The 19,145-nt window shown below is 40.9% G+C and carries 15 protein-coding genes and 1 tRNA gene; 7 read left to right on the top strand and 9 right to left on the bottom strand.

Features of this window, described 5'->3' with window-relative positions:
* Positions 1–55: 55 nt before the first annotated feature.
* Positions 56–700, top strand: coding sequence for an alpha/beta hydrolase (locus tag ABTP35_RS14715; RefSeq protein WP_252079636.1), 645 nt, complete (start codon positions 56–58; stop codon positions 698–700).
* Between the two features lie 6 nt (positions 701–706).
* Here the strand turns inward: ABTP35_RS14715 and ABTP35_RS14710 are convergent, their stop codons facing one another.
* Both ABTP35_RS14710 and ABTP35_RS14705 read right to left on the bottom strand, forming a co-directional pair.
* On the bottom strand, positions 707–1,633 hold the full coding sequence (locus ABTP35_RS14710) for a hypothetical protein (RefSeq protein WP_252079635.1): 927 nt from the start codon (positions 1,631–1,633) through the stop codon (positions 707–709).
* Positions 1,634–1,713: 80 nt separating this feature from the next.
* Positions 1,714–2,970 carry an FAD-dependent oxidoreductase gene (locus tag ABTP35_RS14705; protein ID WP_293295343.1) on the bottom strand — a complete coding sequence of 419 codons (1,257 nt, stop codon included), beginning with the start codon at positions 2,968–2,970 and terminating at the stop codon, positions 1,714–1,716.
* Between the two features lie 137 nt (positions 2,971–3,107).
* On the opposite strand from ABTP35_RS14705, the gene ABTP35_RS14700 reads away from it, so the two are divergent.
* Positions 3,108–4,664, top strand: coding sequence for a M28 family peptidase (locus tag ABTP35_RS14700; protein ID WP_293295344.1), 1,557 nt, complete (start codon positions 3,108–3,110; stop codon positions 4,662–4,664).
* A 444-nt stretch (positions 4,665–5,108) separates the two neighbouring features.
* Here ABTP35_RS14700 and ABTP35_RS14695 read toward each other — a convergent pair.
* Positions 5,109–5,184, bottom strand: a tRNA-His gene (locus ABTP35_RS14695).
* Between the two features lie 374 nt (positions 5,185–5,558).
* On the opposite strand from ABTP35_RS14695, the gene ABTP35_RS14690 reads away from it, so the two are divergent.
* A complete protein-coding gene (locus tag ABTP35_RS14690; protein WP_252079632.1) occupies positions 5,559–7,529 on the top strand; it encodes an ATP-binding protein in 1,971 nt (656 codons plus the stop codon).
* Here ABTP35_RS14690 and bshB1 read toward each other — a convergent pair whose 3' ends face one another.
* From bshB1 to ABTP35_RS14675, 3 genes are read right to left on the bottom strand one after another with little or no spacing between them, the layout of a single operon-like run.
* Complete coding sequence (bshB1, locus tag ABTP35_RS14685) at positions 7,530–8,252, bottom strand: bacillithiol biosynthesis deacetylase BshB1 (RefSeq protein ID WP_293295345.1); 723 nt, start codon at positions 8,250–8,252, stop codon at positions 7,530–7,532.
* Positions 8,253–8,260: 8 nt separating this feature from the next.
* Positions 8,261–9,430 (bottom strand): PLP-dependent aspartate aminotransferase family protein, encoded by a 1,170-nt coding sequence (locus ABTP35_RS14680; RefSeq protein ID WP_293295346.1) that lies wholly within the window; start codon positions 9,428–9,430, stop codon positions 8,261–8,263.
* A 35-nt stretch (positions 9,431–9,465) separates the two neighbouring features.
* Positions 9,466–10,875, bottom strand: a complete 1,410-nt coding sequence (locus tag ABTP35_RS14675) for an MATE family efflux transporter (protein ID WP_224837260.1) — start codon at positions 10,873–10,875, stop codon at positions 9,466–9,468.
* Between the two features lie 231 nt (positions 10,876–11,106).
* Between ABTP35_RS14675 and ABTP35_RS14670 the strand changes: the two genes are divergently transcribed.
* Positions 11,107–12,402 (top strand): M14 family metallopeptidase, encoded by a 1,296-nt coding sequence (locus ABTP35_RS14670; RefSeq protein ID WP_293295347.1) that lies wholly within the window; start codon positions 11,107–11,109, stop codon positions 12,400–12,402.
* Between the two features lies 1 nt (position 12,403).
* Here the strand turns inward: ABTP35_RS14670 and ccsA are convergent, their stop codons facing one another.
* Positions 12,404–15,571 carry a cytochrome c biogenesis protein CcsA gene (gene ccsA, locus ABTP35_RS14665; RefSeq protein WP_293295348.1) on the bottom strand — a complete coding sequence of 1,056 codons (3,168 nt, stop codon included), beginning with the start codon at positions 15,569–15,571 and terminating at the stop codon, positions 12,404–12,406.
* A 133-nt stretch (positions 15,572–15,704) separates the two neighbouring features.
* On the opposite strand from ccsA, the gene ABTP35_RS14660 reads away from it, so the two are divergent.
* From ABTP35_RS14660 to ABTP35_RS14650, 3 genes are read left to right on the top strand one after another with little or no spacing between them, the layout of a single operon-like run.
* Complete coding sequence (locus tag ABTP35_RS14660) at positions 15,705–16,466, top strand: DUF2520 domain-containing protein (RefSeq protein WP_293295349.1); 762 nt, start codon at positions 15,705–15,707, stop codon at positions 16,464–16,466.
* Positions 16,450–16,977 (top strand): HAD hydrolase family protein, encoded by a 528-nt coding sequence (locus ABTP35_RS14655; RefSeq protein WP_293295350.1) that lies wholly within the window; start codon positions 16,450–16,452, stop codon positions 16,975–16,977. Before ABTP35_RS14660 ends, ABTP35_RS14655 begins: the two co-directional genes overlap by 17 nt.
* The gene (locus tag ABTP35_RS14650; RefSeq protein WP_224837255.1) at positions 16,970–17,563 is read left to right on the top strand and encodes a Maf family nucleotide pyrophosphatase; all 594 of its coding nucleotides are present in this window, start codon (positions 16,970–16,972) and stop codon (positions 17,561–17,563) included. Before ABTP35_RS14655 ends, ABTP35_RS14650 begins: the two co-directional genes overlap by 8 nt.
* Here ABTP35_RS14650 and ABTP35_RS14645 read toward each other — a convergent pair whose 3' ends face one another.
* Both ABTP35_RS14645 and ABTP35_RS14640 read right to left on the bottom strand, forming a co-directional pair.
* Complete coding sequence (locus tag ABTP35_RS14645) at positions 17,564–17,794, bottom strand: ferredoxin (protein WP_224837254.1); 231 nt, start codon at positions 17,792–17,794, stop codon at positions 17,564–17,566.
* Positions 17,794–19,038: a peptidase U32 family protein gene (locus tag ABTP35_RS14640; protein ID WP_293295351.1), complete on the bottom strand. Its 1,245-nt coding sequence runs from the start codon at positions 19,036–19,038 to the stop codon at positions 17,794–17,796. The genes ABTP35_RS14645 and ABTP35_RS14640 overlap by 1 nt, the downstream gene beginning before the upstream one ends.
* Positions 19,039–19,145: the final 107 nt, after the last annotated feature.

Genomic DNA, 19,145 nt, shown 5'->3' with positions numbered 1-19,145 from the left:
CTTTTTTGTAAAATTACGCAAAGCTTTTGCAATATTCATTAAAGCCTAACTGAACATGTCCAACAAAGAGAAAACCGTAAGCTACACTACTCAGAATACATATCTGACGCAGAACAAATTAGGTCCCAAAACAAAAAATGTTTGGTTGGTTTTCCATGGAATAGGCTATTTAAGCCGCTATTTTGTAAAATACTTTAATGGTCTAGATCCAGAAGAAAACTACATTATTGTACCGCAGGCTCCGTCCAAATATTATTTAAAAAATGAGTATAAATATGTTGGCGCCAGTTGGTTGACCAAGGAAAACACTGCAACGGAAATCAATAATGTGATCAATTATATTGATGCGGTACTCGATTCGGAAAAGCTTCCAAAAGGTGTTGATTTGATCCTCTTCGGTTTTTCGCAAGGTGTATCGGTGGCCACCCGATGGTTGGCCCGGAAAAAAGTGAATTGTAAACTTATTGTGTTGTATGCCGGGGGTATTCCCAACGAACTTACCGCTCAAGATTTTGAGTTTTTAGATTATAATAGTACCCAAATCAAAATTGTGTACGGAGACCAAGATCAATATCTAAATCCAGAACGCTTAAAAAACGAAAAAGTAAAAAGTGACACTTTGTTCCGTGGCATGGCCGAAACCATGACTTTCATTGGTGGCCATGAAGTACAACCGGAAATAATCCAGAATTTAGTATAGTATTATTTAGTTGCTGGTTTCTTCTTTTAAATCCTCTTCTGGGTAGTATGTGATAGTCCTTGTGGTATAGGTATTGCCAGGTGTTACGATTTGCTTGACCCAATTGCTGGGCTTATGATTATCGAACTGAAAAATGTACTTTTCCGCAGATTCCGTATTAATGGTCTTTTTTATCACCTTGCTCAAAACACCATCGGTATATTGATAATACCGCTTTTTTTGTGAAACGAATTCTTTTTCTGTAAAATCGTACAAGAATTCCTCGCTGGTCACCAACTTTCCTGCACTGTTGAATACTTCTTCCGTGGCAGTATTCGGTTCACCATCAATATATTCCTTGGTCAAAATCACCTCCTGATCACCATTTGGGGTCTTTTTAATGGAATTTCTTACCGCTTTTTGCAAAATTCCATTAGTAAATGTACTCACGGTAAGTTCATTTTTTACCTGGGTATATTCCAAGGTGGTTTCATCTACCCCCTCTACATTGGACGAGATGATACGGACCAACCTTCCGGCTTCATCATAATAATATTGTTCTTGCTCTAAAAATTGTTTGTCGTAAGAAATTATCTTTTCCGTTACTTTTCTATTGGGAATGGTATCCACTTCATAAAAATTGGCCATTGAAGTGGATTCGTCCAGGACATTGTTCTTATAGCTTTCCATCCGTTTTTCCAACAATTCACCATCTTTATAGGTGTAATAGGTAATGTCTTGGTCATTGTCGTTGTACTGCGTGACCGTTTTCTTTAACACCCCATTTTTATTGAATTCGAACAGTTCCTTGCCATAATCGGTAGAAACCAAACAGGTCTTCACTTTTCCCTTTAGATCGAAGTCATTTAATGTGAAAATTTTAAGCTCTTGCGACCTAAGTGCGGTCAAATTGAGCACTAAAATTAAGATTGGGATGTAACTGAGGTTTCTCATACTGTAAAATTAGTTGTAAAAAAGTCAACTGAAAAATCTATGCCACATTAAAAAACCCCTCAATAAAAAAATTTTATGATCTAAAATTTACGGTCGGGGTCGAACGGTTGTATGTCCATGGAGAGTGACTGCCCGGAAACAAGTTCGGTGATCAACTTGCCCGTTGCCGGTCCCAAGCTCCACCCCATCATGGCGTGTCCGGTGGCTACGGTTAAGTTTTTGATTCCTTTTGGTCTTCCAATATATGGAAGCCCATCTGGTGATACTGGTCTCAATCCACAACTTGCATTCGTTTTGGCCTTTTCCGGAACCTGTAATCCTTCATAATAACCCTCCACACCTTTTGCAATGGCTTCCACTCTTTCTTTTCGTATAGTATGGTTTATCCCCGAAAATTCCATAGTGCCCGCGAAACGGGTAAACCCTTCCATTGGGGTTACGGCAATCTTCTTTTCCATTAAAATGGCGGGCATGGAAATGTTCGTAGGTTCTTCCACATTTATTCGATATCCCTTGCCAGCTTGTAACGGCAGTTTTAGGTTTAATTTTTTTGATATGTTCGATGTCCATGAACCTGCGGCAAGAACAACTTCGTCGGCCGCATAGGAGGCTTTGTTCGTTTTTACCTCGGTTATTTTACCGTTGGAAAAAGCTATATCGGATACTTCCTCGTTTTTATGGATGGCCACTCCACTTGTATTTAGGTGTTTTACCATATTTTCCATGATCAACGGGGGTGTTGTGTGGCGATCACATTCCCAAAGTATAGCGCCTTTGGCATTGACCTTTATATTTGGTTCGAGTGCCGTTAGCTCTTCCTTGGACAACAATTTGCCATCCAATCCCAAGGTGCTGGCCTTTTCCACCACCTCCATCTCATGGTCGCGGGCCTCATCGGTTTGGAACATCATCAACAGACCTTTATCCCCTATTTTAAATGTACCTAAATCACCGGAAGACTGTATGGCTTCGTACAACTCTCTACTTAACAGATTTATGTCCCGAATCACCGGCATTGCCAAATCGACCTTTGTTCGTGTCGAGGATTTTTTAAAATACCACGCCCATTTCATAAACTCGGGATCCAAACGAGGTTTCATGTAAAAGGGACTGGAAGAATTGAACATGTATTTTATTCCTTTGGTAATCATTCCGGGGGAAGCCAAGGAAATAATGTGACTTGGTGTAAGATACCCCGCGTTTACAAAAGAAGCCCCCGAAGAAATATCGGACTTGTCCAAAACGGTTACCTGATGGCCTTCCTTTTGAAGAAAGTATGCGGTAGATAGTCCTATTATTCCTCCACCTACTACTACTACACTCTTATTCTTGCCCATAATACGTACAAGTTTAATAAATCCACTAAAAGGGGACCAAGTTACGCAATGGGTTTGATAATGTTTATCTTAGAATAGTAATTTCTTTCCTAAACTTTTAACTATTTTTGGAGGATTCAGATAACTTAAAAACACAAATGAAAAAATTATCCTTATTGGTATTGGGCTTAACCTTTGCCTGCAACACTTCCCAAAAAACGGTTTCGGAAGTAGCAAAAACCCAACCTGTAGCAGACCCCGTACCTTATGCGGAATCAATTACAGAAACCGAACTAAAAGAACACCTGTACACCTATGCTTCCGATGAGTTTGAAGGCAGGGAAACTGGAAAACCTGGCCAAAAAAAGGCTGTGGAATATATAAAGGCGCATTACGAGTCCTTGAACATACCCGCTGCACAATCCAATGGCAACTATTTTCAAAAAGTAGCATTGCAAGAAACCAAAGTGCCAAAAGGCAATGTAACCTTTAACAACGAAAGTTTTTCTTTAGGAGAACATGCCGTAGCATTTAGCCCAGCGCAAGGTACTTTTAATGAAATTGTTTATGCAGGTTTTGGAATTGAGGACGGTGATTATAATGATTACAACGGAATCGATGTATCCGGCAAACTGGTACTTATAAAAGCCGGCGAACCTCAAAACACGGATGGAACTTATGTAATATCCGGAGATCAGGAAAAATCCGACTGGAGCAATATGTCCGAGGCCATGGGGAAAAAATCTACTTTGGCTTTGGAAAAAGGCGCCAAAGGGGTACTGTATTTTGATTCACAGAATTTTCCAAGATTTAGGGGATATTTCCGATTTATGGAAAGCAACAATAGTGGTCGAATGCAACTTGCAGATGACAGCAACAATGATATTTTGATTGTTTTGGACGAAAAAGCGGCTACTACACTTTTCGAAAATATAGAAAAGGACCATACTCCAAAAACTATTACTGCCAATGTAAACTTGAATTTAACCGGCAGTAACGACAATATAGATTCTGAAAATGTGGTTGCCCTTTTAAAAGGTACCGAAAAACCGGAGGAGTATGTGGTTATTTCTTCTCACTTGGACCACATCGGGGTTACGGCAGACGGTCAGATCAATAATGGTGCCGATGACGATGGCTCGGGTACTGTGGCGCTTTTGGAAATTGCCCAAGCATTTAAGCAAGCTGCCGAAGAAGGCAAAGGCCCCAAGCGTTCCATTGTATTTTTACATGTTACCGGAGAAGAAAAAGGATTGTTGGGTTCCAAATACTATACCGATGTTGAGCCGGTATTCCCATTGGAGAACACAGTGGCCAACCTTAACATAGATATGATCGGTAGAATAGACCCAAAATACAAAGGTTCTCGAAATTATTTATACCTGATCGGTTCCGACAAACTTAGTACCGAACTCCACAATTTATCGGAGGAGGTAAACAAAAAGTACACCAATATCGAGTTTGATTATACGTACAACGACGAGAACGATCCCAATAGATTTTACTACAGAAGTGACCACTACAATTTTGCGAAGAACAATATTCCGATCATATTCTATTTTAACGGAACCCATGCGGACTACCATAGACCAAGTGATACTCCCGATAAAATAAACTATGATCTTTTAGAAAATCGCTCTCGACTTATTTTCCATACGGCATGGGAGATAGCCAATCGCCCAAATAGATTGGTGGTGGATAAAGCCACGGAATAACCAACAGCTATCTTTATAATTTAAAAGCCCTTGAAAACAAGGGCTTTTTTATTCAATTACTCGAAAATATAAATAACCCGTGGTCAATCCGAACAAGTTTCGGAATCTAAGTATACGGTGAAAATTGAAATAAAAGTATGGTTTAAAAGCTGTCTAACCAATGGTCCGAGAAAAGAGAGGGTAACAACGTATGGATTTTGGAGGGAAGAGCATAGTTAAAATGAAGTAAAAATAAATCATGATTTAACGGATGGCCCTTTTCAATTGACGGATGAGGTCATTATCTTAAAAAAGGATAGAAAAATATAATCTAAAACTAAAAAAACGTCCCTAATTATTATAGGTCAAGCTTCTGCTAACAACGAAGTACACTAGAATTTGACTTTGATTCTATTTAAAAACAAAAAATCCCAAACCATTAGGTTTGGGATTTGATAAACTTAAGGGTGGAAGACCGGGTTCGAACCGGCGACCTCTGGAACCACAATCCAGCGCTCTAACCAGCTGAGCTACAACCACCATTTAAAGCGGATGCAAAAATACTTTTTTGTAATGATTCAACCAAAATATTTTTCAATTTCCATCAATAAAATTATATCCAATGGATTTGCCCTAGAAAAATCCCGCATTCAACTAACATAATATCAAATCTGTACAATTTACCGACGAAGTGCACGTTTTTAAGACCAAACACACAATTTTGGCAGTTTCACAACAAATAATTCCAATTAAAGTAGTGTAAAGGTAGATTTACCATAAATAATTTTCAACCTATTGTTGTCAGAAAAAAACTTCATACCCAACAACTTTAAAACACTATCATTTTGTATAGTGGTACTGGGCTTTTGTCTTTTTTCCGGTCCGCTATCAGGACAAACCAGCAAAAAAGACAGTATGGAGCTTAGATTACGTCGGTTGGAATCTACCAACAGATTTAATCCCAAGGATAGTACCCACATTAATCTACTCCTAGGTTTGGCAAGAGTTTACAGGTTCCACGACAACGAACGTCTCTACGATGTGGCCCAAAAAGCCTTGGAATACAGTAGTGAAATTAATTACAACTATGGCACCATAAAAGGATTGGAAGCCGTGGCAAACTATTACTATGATAAAGGGGATAGAAAAAAATCCATGCCGCTGTTCAAAGAAGCGCTTCAACTTTCGAAAGATGTGGAGGATGTTCAAAGTGAAATATCCATATTGAACACTCTGGCCCAAAATTATAGTTTCGAAGGCAACTATGCCGAAGCTCTTAACTTAAATCTGAAAGGCATTGATCTGGCAAAACAGATCAACAACCTTAAAATGCTCTCGGTACTCAATGAAAACATAGCCGGCCTCTATGCCGACCAGAAAGATTTTAAAAATGCTCTGATGTTCTACGATACGGTCCAAAAAATAAATCGCAAAGTGGGCAACGAAATTATCGATGCGGAGACCCAGAGCAATATGGCATCTTTATACAGAGATGCTAAAGATTATAAAAATGCAATCTTCAACATCAACCGCAGTATAAACACATTCGAAAAATACAAAATATACGATTGGCTTGCCTACGCCTACGAGGTAAAAGGCGATATCTACCTGGATCAAAAAAAATATAAGTGGGCCCTGTATTGGTACGATCAAAGTAATATGCTCTTTAAAGACGAGATTGAGGACAATAGGATAAAGATCCAATTAATGAACGGTATGGCCAAAGTCTATTATGGCTTGGAAAAGGATAGTTTATCTTTGGTGCATGCAAAAAAAGGTCTCGCAATATCCCAAAAAATAAAATCGCTACAAGGGCAGATCGATTGTTCTGAGACTTTGTACAAAATATATAAAAAGAAAGGTGAAAACGAGGAGGCACTGGCCTATCTCGAAACTTTTAAAACCCTGTCCGATTCCCTGTTTATGGACAAAAACAAACAGAGCTTGTCCTTGCTCGAAACCAAATTGGAATATCAACAGGAGAAAAAGGAATTGATCGAGGCCAACCAAGCCGCATTGGCCAAACAACGGAACTATATTTATTTTTCAGTAATTGTTTTACTTATTCTGAGTATCATCACCTTTGTGGTCCGCAGGAGTGAAAAGATCCAGAAAAAACTGAACAGGGAGCTCAAGGAAAAATCTTTGGCCGTAACCCAGCGAGAAGCGCAGCTGCACGAAATCAATAAAACGAACACCAAACTATTCTCAATCATCGGGCACGATCTGCGAGGACCTATTGGAGGATTGCAAAGTATCTTAAAAATGTTCACCGATGGGGATATTTCAACCAAGGAACTGGTATCTTATATTCCAAAACTAAAGTCCGATGTGGACAATATTTCCTTTACATTGAACAATCTATTGTCTTGGGGCATGAACCAGTTGAACGGAGTGATCACCAAGCCAAAACGTGTATCATTATCCACATTGGTCGTCAACAATATTCAATTACTGTCGGAAATTGCGAACAACAAGTCCGTTAAAATAATAAATCAACTGCCGGATAATCCCCGTATTTGGGCGGACAACCACCAAATAGATATTGTTATCCGGAACCTTTTGAGCAATGCCATAAAATTTACGCCCGAGAATGGTCTTATTACCGTAGGTGCCGAGGAAAAGGCGGGCATGTGGCAGATATCGGTCAGGGATACTGGTGTTGGTATGACCCAAGAAATGCAGGAATCCATATTCAAGGACTCCTCCAACATCACTACTTACGGAACCAACAACGAAAAAGGTACCGGTTTAGGTTTATCGCTATGTAAAGAAATGGTCCACAAAAATAATGGCGAAATCTGGGTAGAAAGTACGCCACGTAAGGGGACGACCTTCTATTTTACCGTACCAAAAGCATTGAAAAGATACCAAAATGCATCTTGATCAAATCAAATCGCACAAACTGTCCACCCCTACAAAACGTTCCACTGTAAACCCTTCGGCATGCTCCACCCCTATTATTCTACCTAGGTCTCTTGCCCTGTAATTAACACTGTCCGTAAAATTTTTACTACTGATGGGAGTTTCGGGCTCATCGCTATTGGGATCGTAAAATTGAGAGCTGTACGCCATTATGGCCTCGGTTTTTTTATCAATAAAACCGCTTACATCCACAACAAAGTCGGGTTCCAAATTTTTCCATTGGATGTAATGGTAAACCAATTTCGGTCTCCATGCTTCTTGCCGTTCGTCATCCCCGTCCATTTTAGTGTCAATTTTCATTAAACCACTCAAAAAGCAAGCGTCACTTACCAATTTACTGCCGCGCGCATGATCTATATGTCTGTCATCAACGGCATTGCATAATACAATTTCTGGTCTATACTTACGAATAATTTTAATGAGCTCCAGTTTATGCTCTTTGTCGTTAACAAAAAAACCATCGGCAAACTCCATATTTTCCCGAACGGCAACACCTAAAATTTTTGCAGCCCTAGCCGCTTCTTGGTCCCTTATTTCGGCAGAGCCCCGTGTTCCCAATTCACCACGGGTCAAATCTACTATACCTACTTTTTTACCTTTGGAAATTTCCTTTGCAATGGTGGCCCCTGCCCCTAGTTCGGCATCATCAGGATGGGCACCAAACACTAAAATGTCTAATTTCATATATATTCTTAAACCGTAACGGTCATGGATTTTACCTTGGCTATTGCCTGTTCTATATCCTCGACCAAATCTTCTATTTCTTCAATACCCAACGAAAAACGGATCAGAGAATCCTTTATTCCCTGCTTGGCCCTATCCTCAGGACTCATTAGCGCATGGGAGGTCTGTGTTGGCGAGAGCATGGTGCTTTCAATCCCAGCTAAGCTCATGGAAGGTTTTATCAATTGTAGTTCTTTAAAAAATAAAGACGCATCAATTTCTGGATTCAGCTCAAAGGACAACATGCCCCCAAAGCCTTTCATTTGTGATTTGGCCAATGCGTGTCCCGGATGATTTTTTAACCCCGGGTAATATACATTGTCCACATCTTGGTTGCTCTCCAAATACTCCGCCATTTTCATCGCATTTTCGTTCTGGGCCCTAACACGAATGGCCATAGTTTTTAGACTTCGCTCCAACAGCCAAACGGTGTAATCGCTTAAACTGCCACCAAAACAAATTCCTGTTTGGAACACTTTGCCCATACTCTCTTGTGATGCAGCTACTACTCCTGCACAAATATCCGAGTGTCCGCCCATATATTTTGTTGCGCTGTGCACCACCACATCGATTCCAAAATCTGTCGGGGTTTGATTTACCGGACTTGCAAAAGTATTGTCGATCATAGAAAGGATTCCTTTCTTTTTTGCCAAATCCGCTACTCCTTTTATATCGGTAATGGTCAATAACGGATTGGATGGTGTCTCCAAATACAACACTTTAGTGTTGGGTTTTATTTCCTTTTCAAAATCATCCACTTCCCACCCATTGGTAAACGAATATTCTATACCAAACCGTTCAAACTGGCTCACCGCAAAATGATAGGTGCCCCCATAAATGGTTTGTTGCAGTACAACATGATCACCGGCCTGAAGAAAAGTCATTAAGGCTGTGCTGATGGCCGCCATACCACTGCCAAAGATCAAAGCGGCCTCGGTATGTTCCAAGGCTGCCAATTTTTTGCACAAAGCTTCCTGATTGGGGGTATTAAAATATCGTGGATAACGTTTTACCTCCACATCATCAAACTGATACGAGGTACTCATATACAATGGCGAAACGGCTCCCTTGAACGCTTTATCCTCCAATTCCCCAACATGGGTACAGATGGTGTTCAGACCTTTTTTATCACTATTCATATTGGATTTTCTTTATGCTAAAGATACGAAACCCATTATACTTGCACCTTCTTCCAGTTTCCTTTTTTGAACCAGACCATGGCCAAAACTGCCAATAAAATTTCCGCTGCGGTAATGGCCACAAAAACACCTGTTGCGCCCCAACCTAAAACCAGTGCCGAGATATAGGCCAATGGCAATTGGAAGAACCAAAAGGAAAGCAAGTTGATCTTTGTAGGGGTCCTGGTGTCCCCTGCCCCGTTAAAAGCCTGGGTCATAACCATTCCATAGGCGTAGAAAATATAGCCCACCGCAATAATCTGAAGACAGAGCGCACCGCTCCCAACAACTTCCGGTGTTGAATTGAACCATGAGATTATGGTCTTTGCAAAAATGAGGTAAACCAAGGAAACCAAGCCCATGAACCAAGCATTGTATTTTCCTGTTTTCCAAACAGATCTTTCTGCCCTATCGGGTTGTTTGGCACCTAGATTCTGGCCGACCAAAGTTGCTGCAGCGTTGCTCATGCCCCAAGAGGGCATCAAGGAAAACATCATTACCCTAATGGCAATAGTGTAACCTGCCAACACTTCGCTTCCAAATTCGGACATGATCCGCATTAAGAAAATCCAACTGGAGGTACCGATCAAAAACTGTGCAATCCCACCTAAGGAAACCTTTACCAGATTTGCCATAACCTTAAGGTTGACCACCAAATCCTTGGCCGCCAATTTGATTTTGCCCCATCCAAAGAACAAAATTCCCAATTGGAACAGTACCGCTGTTCCACGACCGATATTAGTGGCGACCGCGGCCCCTTTAACTCCCATTTCCGGTATTGGACCAAATCCAAAAATGAACATGGGGTCCAAAATTATATTGAGCCCATTGGAGAGTACCAAGGCCCACATGGCAATGGATGCATTTCCTGCACCCCTAAATATGGCATTGATCAAGAACAGTAGGACCACGGTGATATTCCCTCCTATCAAAAATTGGGTATAACCGTAACCTTCTTCTATTAAGTCGGGCTCTCCTCCCATTAATCCAAGGATTTCTTTGGCATAAACTATTCCGAAAATCCCAATTACCACAGAAATTAAAACACCCAATCCTATGGCCTGCACTGCGGCAATTCGAGCTCCATCCACATCCTTTTCGCCTATTCTACGGGCAACTACGGCAGTGGCTGCCATACTTAACCCAATGGCCAAGGCATACACCAAAGTAATTACGGATTCCGTTAACCCGATAGTCGCAACTGCATTTACACTTACTTGAGATACGTAGGCAATATCCACCAAAGCAAAAATGGATTCCATGAGCATTTCCAAGATCATGGGAATGGATAACATAAAAATGGCTTTACGGATGCTTCCTGTGGTAAACTCAGTCTCTTTCCCAGAAATAGCTATCCAGAAATACCGAATAAATTTTTTAAATGAATTTGTATGTTGATTTGTCATTATAAATAGAATTATGTGTAAAAAAAGAAGTGCAATGCCTAGTTACCGAGAAGTTTTCGGTTACTTAAATCGGGTTTCCCCAACGTTGGCATCTATCGCGTACATAATTCTTATAACTTCATGATGGCGCAAAGATGCGAAAAAAATGGATACAATTATATCTATTTTATATTTATCGGAAAATCAGTTGTAGTATTTTAGTAACCAACCAATTCAAAAATTCTGAAAACCATGCGAATTAAACTTTTGATTACCATTGGAATATTATCGTCCTTGGTACTTCTATCCTCCTGTAAAAAAGGTCCAGAAACTATAGAAAGTAAAGAAAAAACGGGTTATCAAGGGCAAGGAAAAAGTCCAGTTGTACCTACGGTGGACAAACCCATCCAAAAACAATGGAAAGGCGTTTGGGCCTTTAACGACAGTACTACTTTTTTCTCTAATAAGTTCGATGGTGCCCGACTGAACGGCGTTGCCTACGATGGCAATGATCACTATACCGTTTGGATAACAGCAGAAAATACCCCCATTAATGTGAGTCCCTGGTACGCCTTTCAGGTTTGGTCCAAAGAGGCGAAGGAGATTACCGTACAAATCAATTACCAAGATTCCCGAAGCAGGTATTACCCTAAAATAAGTACTGATGGTAAAAACTTTAAGCCTTTGGACAGTACCCGTTTTAAAGCAATTAATCCGGGTGAAGGCGAGTTTGGCATTAAAGCCGCACCAGAATCCGCCGAGCTTACCATTAGTGTCAACGAAAAACCTACTTGGGTGACCGCTCAGGAGCTATATACATCTGACGTAGTGAAGGAATGGGTGGATTCGTTGAGCCAAAAGAGCTTCATTGACAATTATCCCATTGGGCTTTCCAAGGAGAAAAGAACCATGCATTTAATGGAAATCAACGAAAATACTGCCACTAAAAAAGCATTAATGATCATATCGAGGCAACATCCACCAGAGGTTACTGGATTTTTGGCCATGAAATCCTTTATAGAAACCATCTCCAATGATTCTGAACTGGCTAAAAATTTTAGAAAGGAACATACCATTTTTGTTGTGCCATTAATGAATCCTGATGGAGCAGATAACGGTCATTGGCGGCACAACATGGGCGGAATCGACCTTAATAGGGATTGGCAAAATTTTAATCAACCCGAAACTCGGAATGTCCGCAATTTTCTTGTGGATAAAGACAAAGAATATGATTTTGTCTTTGGCGCAGACTTCCATTCCACTTGGGACGACATTTATTATCCCATTGATACAACGGTTACCGGTAAAAAAGGCAAAATAATCTTTGATTGGATCGAAAGGATCGGAGATAGATTACCACAAAAGAAAACCAATGTAAGTGCTTCCGATGAAATTGACCCGACCATGGTGTCCAGCAAATACTTTTATGTGCACCACAATATGCCATCCATAGTTTTTGAACTGGGCGATAATACCTCTAGACCTTTCCTAAAGGAAAAGGGCAAGGTGGCCGCAGAAGAAATAATGAAGTTATTAATGGAACAATAGCCTACTTTTTGGCATAATGTACTTTGTGCCTCCAAAAACTAATTCCTCCTAAAATAAAGACCCCGAGTACTGTATACCATACAAAGCTTGGGGTTATTACTTGGTCCCCACTGGCGTAACTATGCAGTCCGACCAAGTAGAAATTTACGCCAAAATAGGTCATCATAATACTGGCAAAAGCCACAATGCTCGCAAAATTGTATATCCATTTGCCACGTAGTCCCGGAACCAGCCGCATGTGCAAAACAAAGGCATACACCATAATGGAGATAAGGGCCCAGGTTTCTTTAGGGTCCCAGCCCCAATAACGGCCCCAACTCTCGTTGGCCCATTGTCCTCCTAAAAAGTTGCCAATGGTCAGCATTACCAAACCTGCCGTTAATGCCAGTTCGTTGATCACGGTGAGCTCCTTAATATTCAGGTCCATACGTTTTTTGTTCTTTTCCGTGGTGAGTATGATCAATAACAACGCAACTACACCCAAGATCATACCTACCGTCAACGGTCCGTAACTACCTACAATAACAGCAACATGGATCATTAACCAATAGCTGTCCAATACGGGAACCAAATTACCTATGGCCGGATCTACCCAACTTTGGTGGGCTATCCACAATAACATGGAAGTTACAAAGGCGCTTGCCGCAATGGTGAGCTCACTTTTTCGGCCAAGGGCCAGTCCAATGCCCATAGTTGCCCAACCTACGTACAATATACTTTCATAAGCATCGCTCCAAGGTGCATGCCCCGAAATATACCATCGCATTATCAACCCAACGGTATGCCAAATAAAAAATAAAACAATGGTTCCCTTCAACAGGTAGGCAAAGGCGTCCAAAAATTTACGCTCCTTAAAAATTTTGGCAATCAGAACAAAAAACAACAGCACACCGACCATAGCGTAGTACTTGTACAATCGGTTGAACAAATCCAGTTTGTTGTATATGATCTCGGCTTTTATTTTGTTGTCCGATGGCAATATTTCTGCTCCATGGTTTACCTGATTTTGTTTAAAGGCGTCCAACAGTCTATCGGGCTGGGAATAATCCCCAGTCGCAATGGATTGTTGCAAGGAGTTTAAATAGTAAGGCATTGCATTGTTCACAAAATTGGCATATAACGAATCTTGCATTTGATATTGACCAGAACGGTATTCCACAGCAGAGATCCATTTGTTGTTCTCATCGTTCAACAAAGGAAAAATCTTCACGATCTGTCCACTCAGCGCAATATCCAACAAGCTTAATCGCTCCCCTACTTTTTTAATGTCCTTCTCAAAATTGGATGGATTATTGGTGGATGTTGCTTTTTCCAGATACGGCCTTAGTTTGTACGCCCCTTTGGCATCAAAAAAATCGGTTGCTTTTACAAATTCTGTGCCTTCCGGAACTCCTATTACTTTTCTAATACTATCGTTTTGCCATTTTCCCACTTCAATAAAATCCACGGTATACCAAACACCCGGATTGAGCATCATGGAAAGGAAAACTTGACCTGGCGTAAGGTCTTTGTATTTGTTTTCCCCACTTAGCTTTCGCAATAATTCAGAAGCAAAGGTGTGTACGGGTTTCATTCGTCCTCCCTCGTCCTGTATGACCAATGCGCCAAATTTTTCCGCATGTTCCCTGGCAACAGTCGTAGCTTGGATAACTGAGTCGATTTGAGCTTTTGTGGGCAGCCCTTGGTGCTCATGTGACGTTTCTTGTGCGTTTATGGAAACAAAAGCAAAAAAGAGCGTAATTGTGGTCAAGGCGGCTTTTTTGGCCTTTATTTTTTCGAGCATTGCCTGTAGGTCCCTAAATCGTGTTTTTCCGTAGAACATAATACCCATTAGTCCAATATAGAGAAGAAAGTACCCGATATAGGTAATCCAGGTCCCCCACCAATCGTGGTTAACGGAAAGTACCGTTCCCTTTTCATCGGGGTCAAAACTGGATTGAAAAAACCGATATCCTTTATGATCTAAAATATGGTTCATATAAATATCATAATCAAAAGGTCTTTCGTCGTGAACGGTTACTTTGCTCATAAAAGAAGCATATCCTGTTTCGGTCCCAGGGTATTTCTCGGCGATAAAATCGTTCAATTGAACAGAGAACGGAAGCTCGTACACTTTGGAGCCATAACTTAATGTAAAATCGAGACCTCCAACATTGAACTTATCGGAAAAATTGGAATTTCCCTTGCTTCCCAATAGCTTGATTTCCTTACTTTCTCCATTTGTAGAAACGGAGACAATAAGCGCATCTTGGGTTACGGCGGTAATCTCTTCGTCCGGAACTTTTACAATGCCATAACTACCTTTGGTAATAGGTTCGGGGACAACGAACTGCATGCCTCCCACAGTGTATAGCGACCGTAATTGCAAAGGTTGTATGCTATCTGCCAGCAATTCACCTTGGTATTGGTCGGCCATCCTCATAAAATCACCCTCAAAAGGAGATTTTATACGAAAGCCATTTTCTTCATCATAAAAAATATTGATGGCCCCTTCCGTTTCGTTGTTTAGGGCAAAAAGAATATTGTGCAAACTGGCAATTTTCCCATTTTCCAAATAGTGTTCATGCCTTTGGCCATTGCCCGCCTCAACAATCTGCAAAAACTCGGTGCCATTTTCATCAGGAATCAATCCACGTTCCGCTCCTTTTATAAAATCCACATAACTTATGGTAAAGGGCTGTCCATTAAAATCCGATTTCCACGGTAAACTCGACCGTCTGCCTTCTGGAGTAACCAAAATGGCATCCTCTAAAACCCTTCGTTTGGTTTCCCCGTTGATATCACCATCTATAAAAGCGGTCAAATAAGTTTTGTCCGAATAAAAAACCTTTTCCGTGGCGCCTTCACGAATGGGCATCATGCCTTCGTAACTGATATATCGGGTTACAAATGCCCCCACAATGATCAAGATCCAAGAAAGGTGAAGCAAAAGTACCGGCCATTTTTTCCATTGCAACAAGCGATATCGGTAAATATTCCCGAAAAAGTTGATTACAAAAAAGACCATTATGGCCTCGAACCAAGTGGCGTTGTAAATATAAATTCTTGCGGTGTCCGTACTGTACCAGCTCTCTATAAACGTTCCCATGGCCATTGCCGCGGCAAAAACCAAAAAAAGAACGGCCATAAGTCTCGTGGAAAAAAGTGTTTTCTTAACAATGTCGATCATGGAAATTCGGTCTACTTTCGGCTTGCAAAAATACGGCCTTTTTAGAACTTCCTAAATGCGAAAGCTGATAAAAATCATACAGATTTGTTAATTCTTGCTGCTATCCATCAACCCTAAATTTGTAGTTTTGATCATGCTCAAGATAGTACTATTGGGAACCGGCAACTTGGCAAAACACTTACACGATGCTTTTACCAAGGCCAAAAACGTTAATGTGGTCCAAGTTGTAGGTCGCAATACCCAAGCGTTGCACCAATTTTCCGACAAATCTGAAGTAACCGATAATTTTAAGGCAATCGTCGATGCCGATGTGTACATTATTGCTGTTAAGGACGATGTTATAGGCAAAGTATCCAAATTTGTTGCAAACAAAAAAGGTGTGGTGGCCCATACTTCCGGAGCTATGCCCATGGCAGTTGTTCACTCCACAAAAAAAGGTGTTTTTTATCCCCTACAAACCTTTACCAAAGGTAAGGTGGTAGATTTTTCCACAATTCCCATTTGTATTGAAGCAAGCGATACCGAATCCCTGAAAGTATTGGAGCTTTTGGCCAGATCTATATCTGAAAATGTATATCCTATCGACTCGGAACAGCGAAAAAAATTGCATCTTGCAGCCGTTTTTGTAAATAACTTTACCAACTACCTATATGGGGTTGGCGAAGAGATTTGCCTACAGGAGGGCCTGTCTTTTAATTTGTTGAAACCATTGATTTTGGAAACAGCGGAGAAAATTAAAACGATGCCACCCAAAAAAGCACAGACTGGGCCCGCACGCCGAAACGATCGGCAAAGTATGCAAGGTCATTTGGAACTCTTAAAAAATGAAGAACATATTACTTTATACAAACTATTGAGCAGAGCCATAATACAAGCACATGAAGAAGAATTATAAAGAGCTTTTGAGCAGTATCACAACTTTTGTTTTTGATGTCGATGGTGTTTTTACCGACGGCACGGTATTGATCACCACCGATGGTGAACTATTGCGCAAAATGAGCGTTAAAGACGGTTATGCCTTAAAAACAGCTATTACCAAAGGTTACAACGTTTGCATAATTACGGGGGGTACCAACCAAGGGGTAAAGGAGCGTTTAAAAGGTCTAGGTGTTACCGATTTTTACATGGGGGCACACCATAAACAGGAACCTTTGGAAGAATATATGGACATTCACGATATAGACCCGAAAACCGTGCTTTACATGGGCGATGATATGCCGGATATTCCCCCTATGAAAATGGTCGCATTGGCGACATCCCCACAAAATGCCGTTGCAGAAGTTAAGGCGATTTCCGATTATGTTTCCCATAAAAACGGAGGAGATGGTTGCGTAAGGGACGTGATTGAACAGGTCTTGAAAGTTCGAGGGGACTGGAACGATAATTTTAGTGCAAAGAATGACTAAAAACCCACTCAAGGAAAAACTCAAAGGTAGGCACATAATCCTAGGTTCGGGTTCTCCCCGTCGTAAAATGTTTTTGGAAGAATTAGGGCTGGATTTTGAGGTACGCCCAAAATCAGTGGAAGAAATTTACCCTCCAGAACTACAGGGCGAAGAAATATCCGCTTATTTGGCCAAGTTAAAAGCTACCCCCTTTAAAAATGAATTGAACCCTTCGGATATTTTGATAACCTCGGATACCGTGGTCTGGCACAACAATGCATCGTTGGCAAAAGCGAGCAACCAAGGTGAGGCTTTTAAAATGTTAAAGACCATGTCCGGGGATTGGCACGAAGTTATTACCTCGGTATGCTTTACCACCACGCAAAAACAAACCATGGCCAGTTGTGTTACCAAAGTAAAATTGAAAGATTTGACCGATGATGAGATCAATTTTTATATAGAGAGATGCCAACCATACGATAAAGCAGGTGCCTACGGTATTCAGGAGTGGATCGGAATGATCGGTATTTCTGAAATCCAAGGTTCTTATAACAATGTCGTAGGATTGCCCACTCACTTGGTGTACACTACCCTTTTGGAACTTTGATCAGGTTCTTTTTACCGATATGATTTTTACAGGACATGCCTTGGAAGCTTGTTCACAGCTATCAAAAATTCCCTCATCGTGCGACTTTATGGTATGGAACCCCTTTTTGTTCTGTGAATGCAATAAAACAGATTTACCATCCTTTTTGGACATGGCAAAATGCTGTGGCGCCATTTCCACACAATAGTTGCAGCCGATGCATTTTTCTCGCTGAAGCGTAACAACTACCATTAGGCTTCCACCTTGTTTTCAACAATTTTGTACAATTTGTCCGAAAGGCGAATCCTAAATTCCAAAGGAATGGTTACGGAGTCCCCTTTTTTGGCAGTGGATAATCTGGCATCGTTCACCAACATTTCGGTAACCTTCATTTCCTTGGCACCAGTGGTTGGGCCTGTAACCAAAATTGTATCTCCAACAGAAAGATCATAGGCTTCAATAGTAAACTCACCAATGTTGCTTTTTGGAAAGAAATGTGCTCCTTTTCCAATGTACACTTTCTTTTGTGTGGCAGAGGAACCGGGTATTTTACTCCACTCTCCCAGCTTTTGACCTAAATAATAACCGCTCCAGAAGCCGCGATTGTAGACTTTTTCCAACTCTTGCATCCATTCGATCACTCTTTTCTTATCATAGTTTCCCTCGTACAAACTATCTATCGCCTGGCGATAGCATTTTATTACACGGGCCACATATTCCGGAGCACGTCCACGTCCCTCTATCTTTAAGACCTTTACCCCTGCATCTGCCACTTGATCAAGAAAATCGATGGTACAGAGGTCTTTCGGCGACATTATATACTCATTGTCAAGTTCCATCTCAAAACCACTTTCTTGATCGATCACCGTATACTTTTTACGGCAATTCTGCTTGCAAGCTCCTCTATTTGCCGATGAATTGTGGGAGTGCAAACTCAAATAACACTTACCGGAAACAGCCATGCAAAGAGCTCCGTGTCCGAATACTTCAATCTCGACCAAACGCCCGGATGGACCCTTGATCTGCTCCTTCTCAATTTGTTCCGTTATCTTTTTTACCTGACGCAAGCTCAACTCACGGCTCAAAACCATGGTATCGGCAAACATGGCATAAAACTTTACCGTTTCTATATTGGTCACATTGATCTGTGTAGAAATATGAACTTCCAGTCCCAACTCTCTGGCCGAAGATATCACAGCCTGATCCATAGCAATTATGGCGGTGAGACCAACCTCTTTGGCTTTTTTTAAAAGAGTTTTTACAATGGATAGATCGTGATCGTAAATTATGGTATTCAAGGTAAGGTAAGTCCTAACACCTTTGGCATTACATCGTTTGGCTATCTCGGGCAGGTCGTCCAAAGTAAAGTTCATCGTGGCCCTTGCCCTCATGTTTAATTGTTCAACTCCAAAATATACCGAATCTGCCCCATTGTCCAGAGCGGCTTGCAAAGATTCAAAATTACCGGCCGGAGCCATCAGCTCAATTTGTTGCATACCAAGAATATTTGCTTCTGAAATTTTTGCAAAATTACAGTTTTCCCTGTATTGGAAAAAGTTAAGTATATTGATATAAACCGACTTTAACCTTAAATTTGAAAAAA

The organism is Flagellimonas alginilytica (assembly GCF_042134605.1).
GTDB lineage: Bacteria > Bacteroidota > Bacteroidia > Flavobacteriales > Flavobacteriaceae > Flagellimonas > Flagellimonas alginolytica.
Note: the sequence above shows the minus strand (reverse complement) of the source record. Positions and strands in the feature narration are given on the sequence as shown.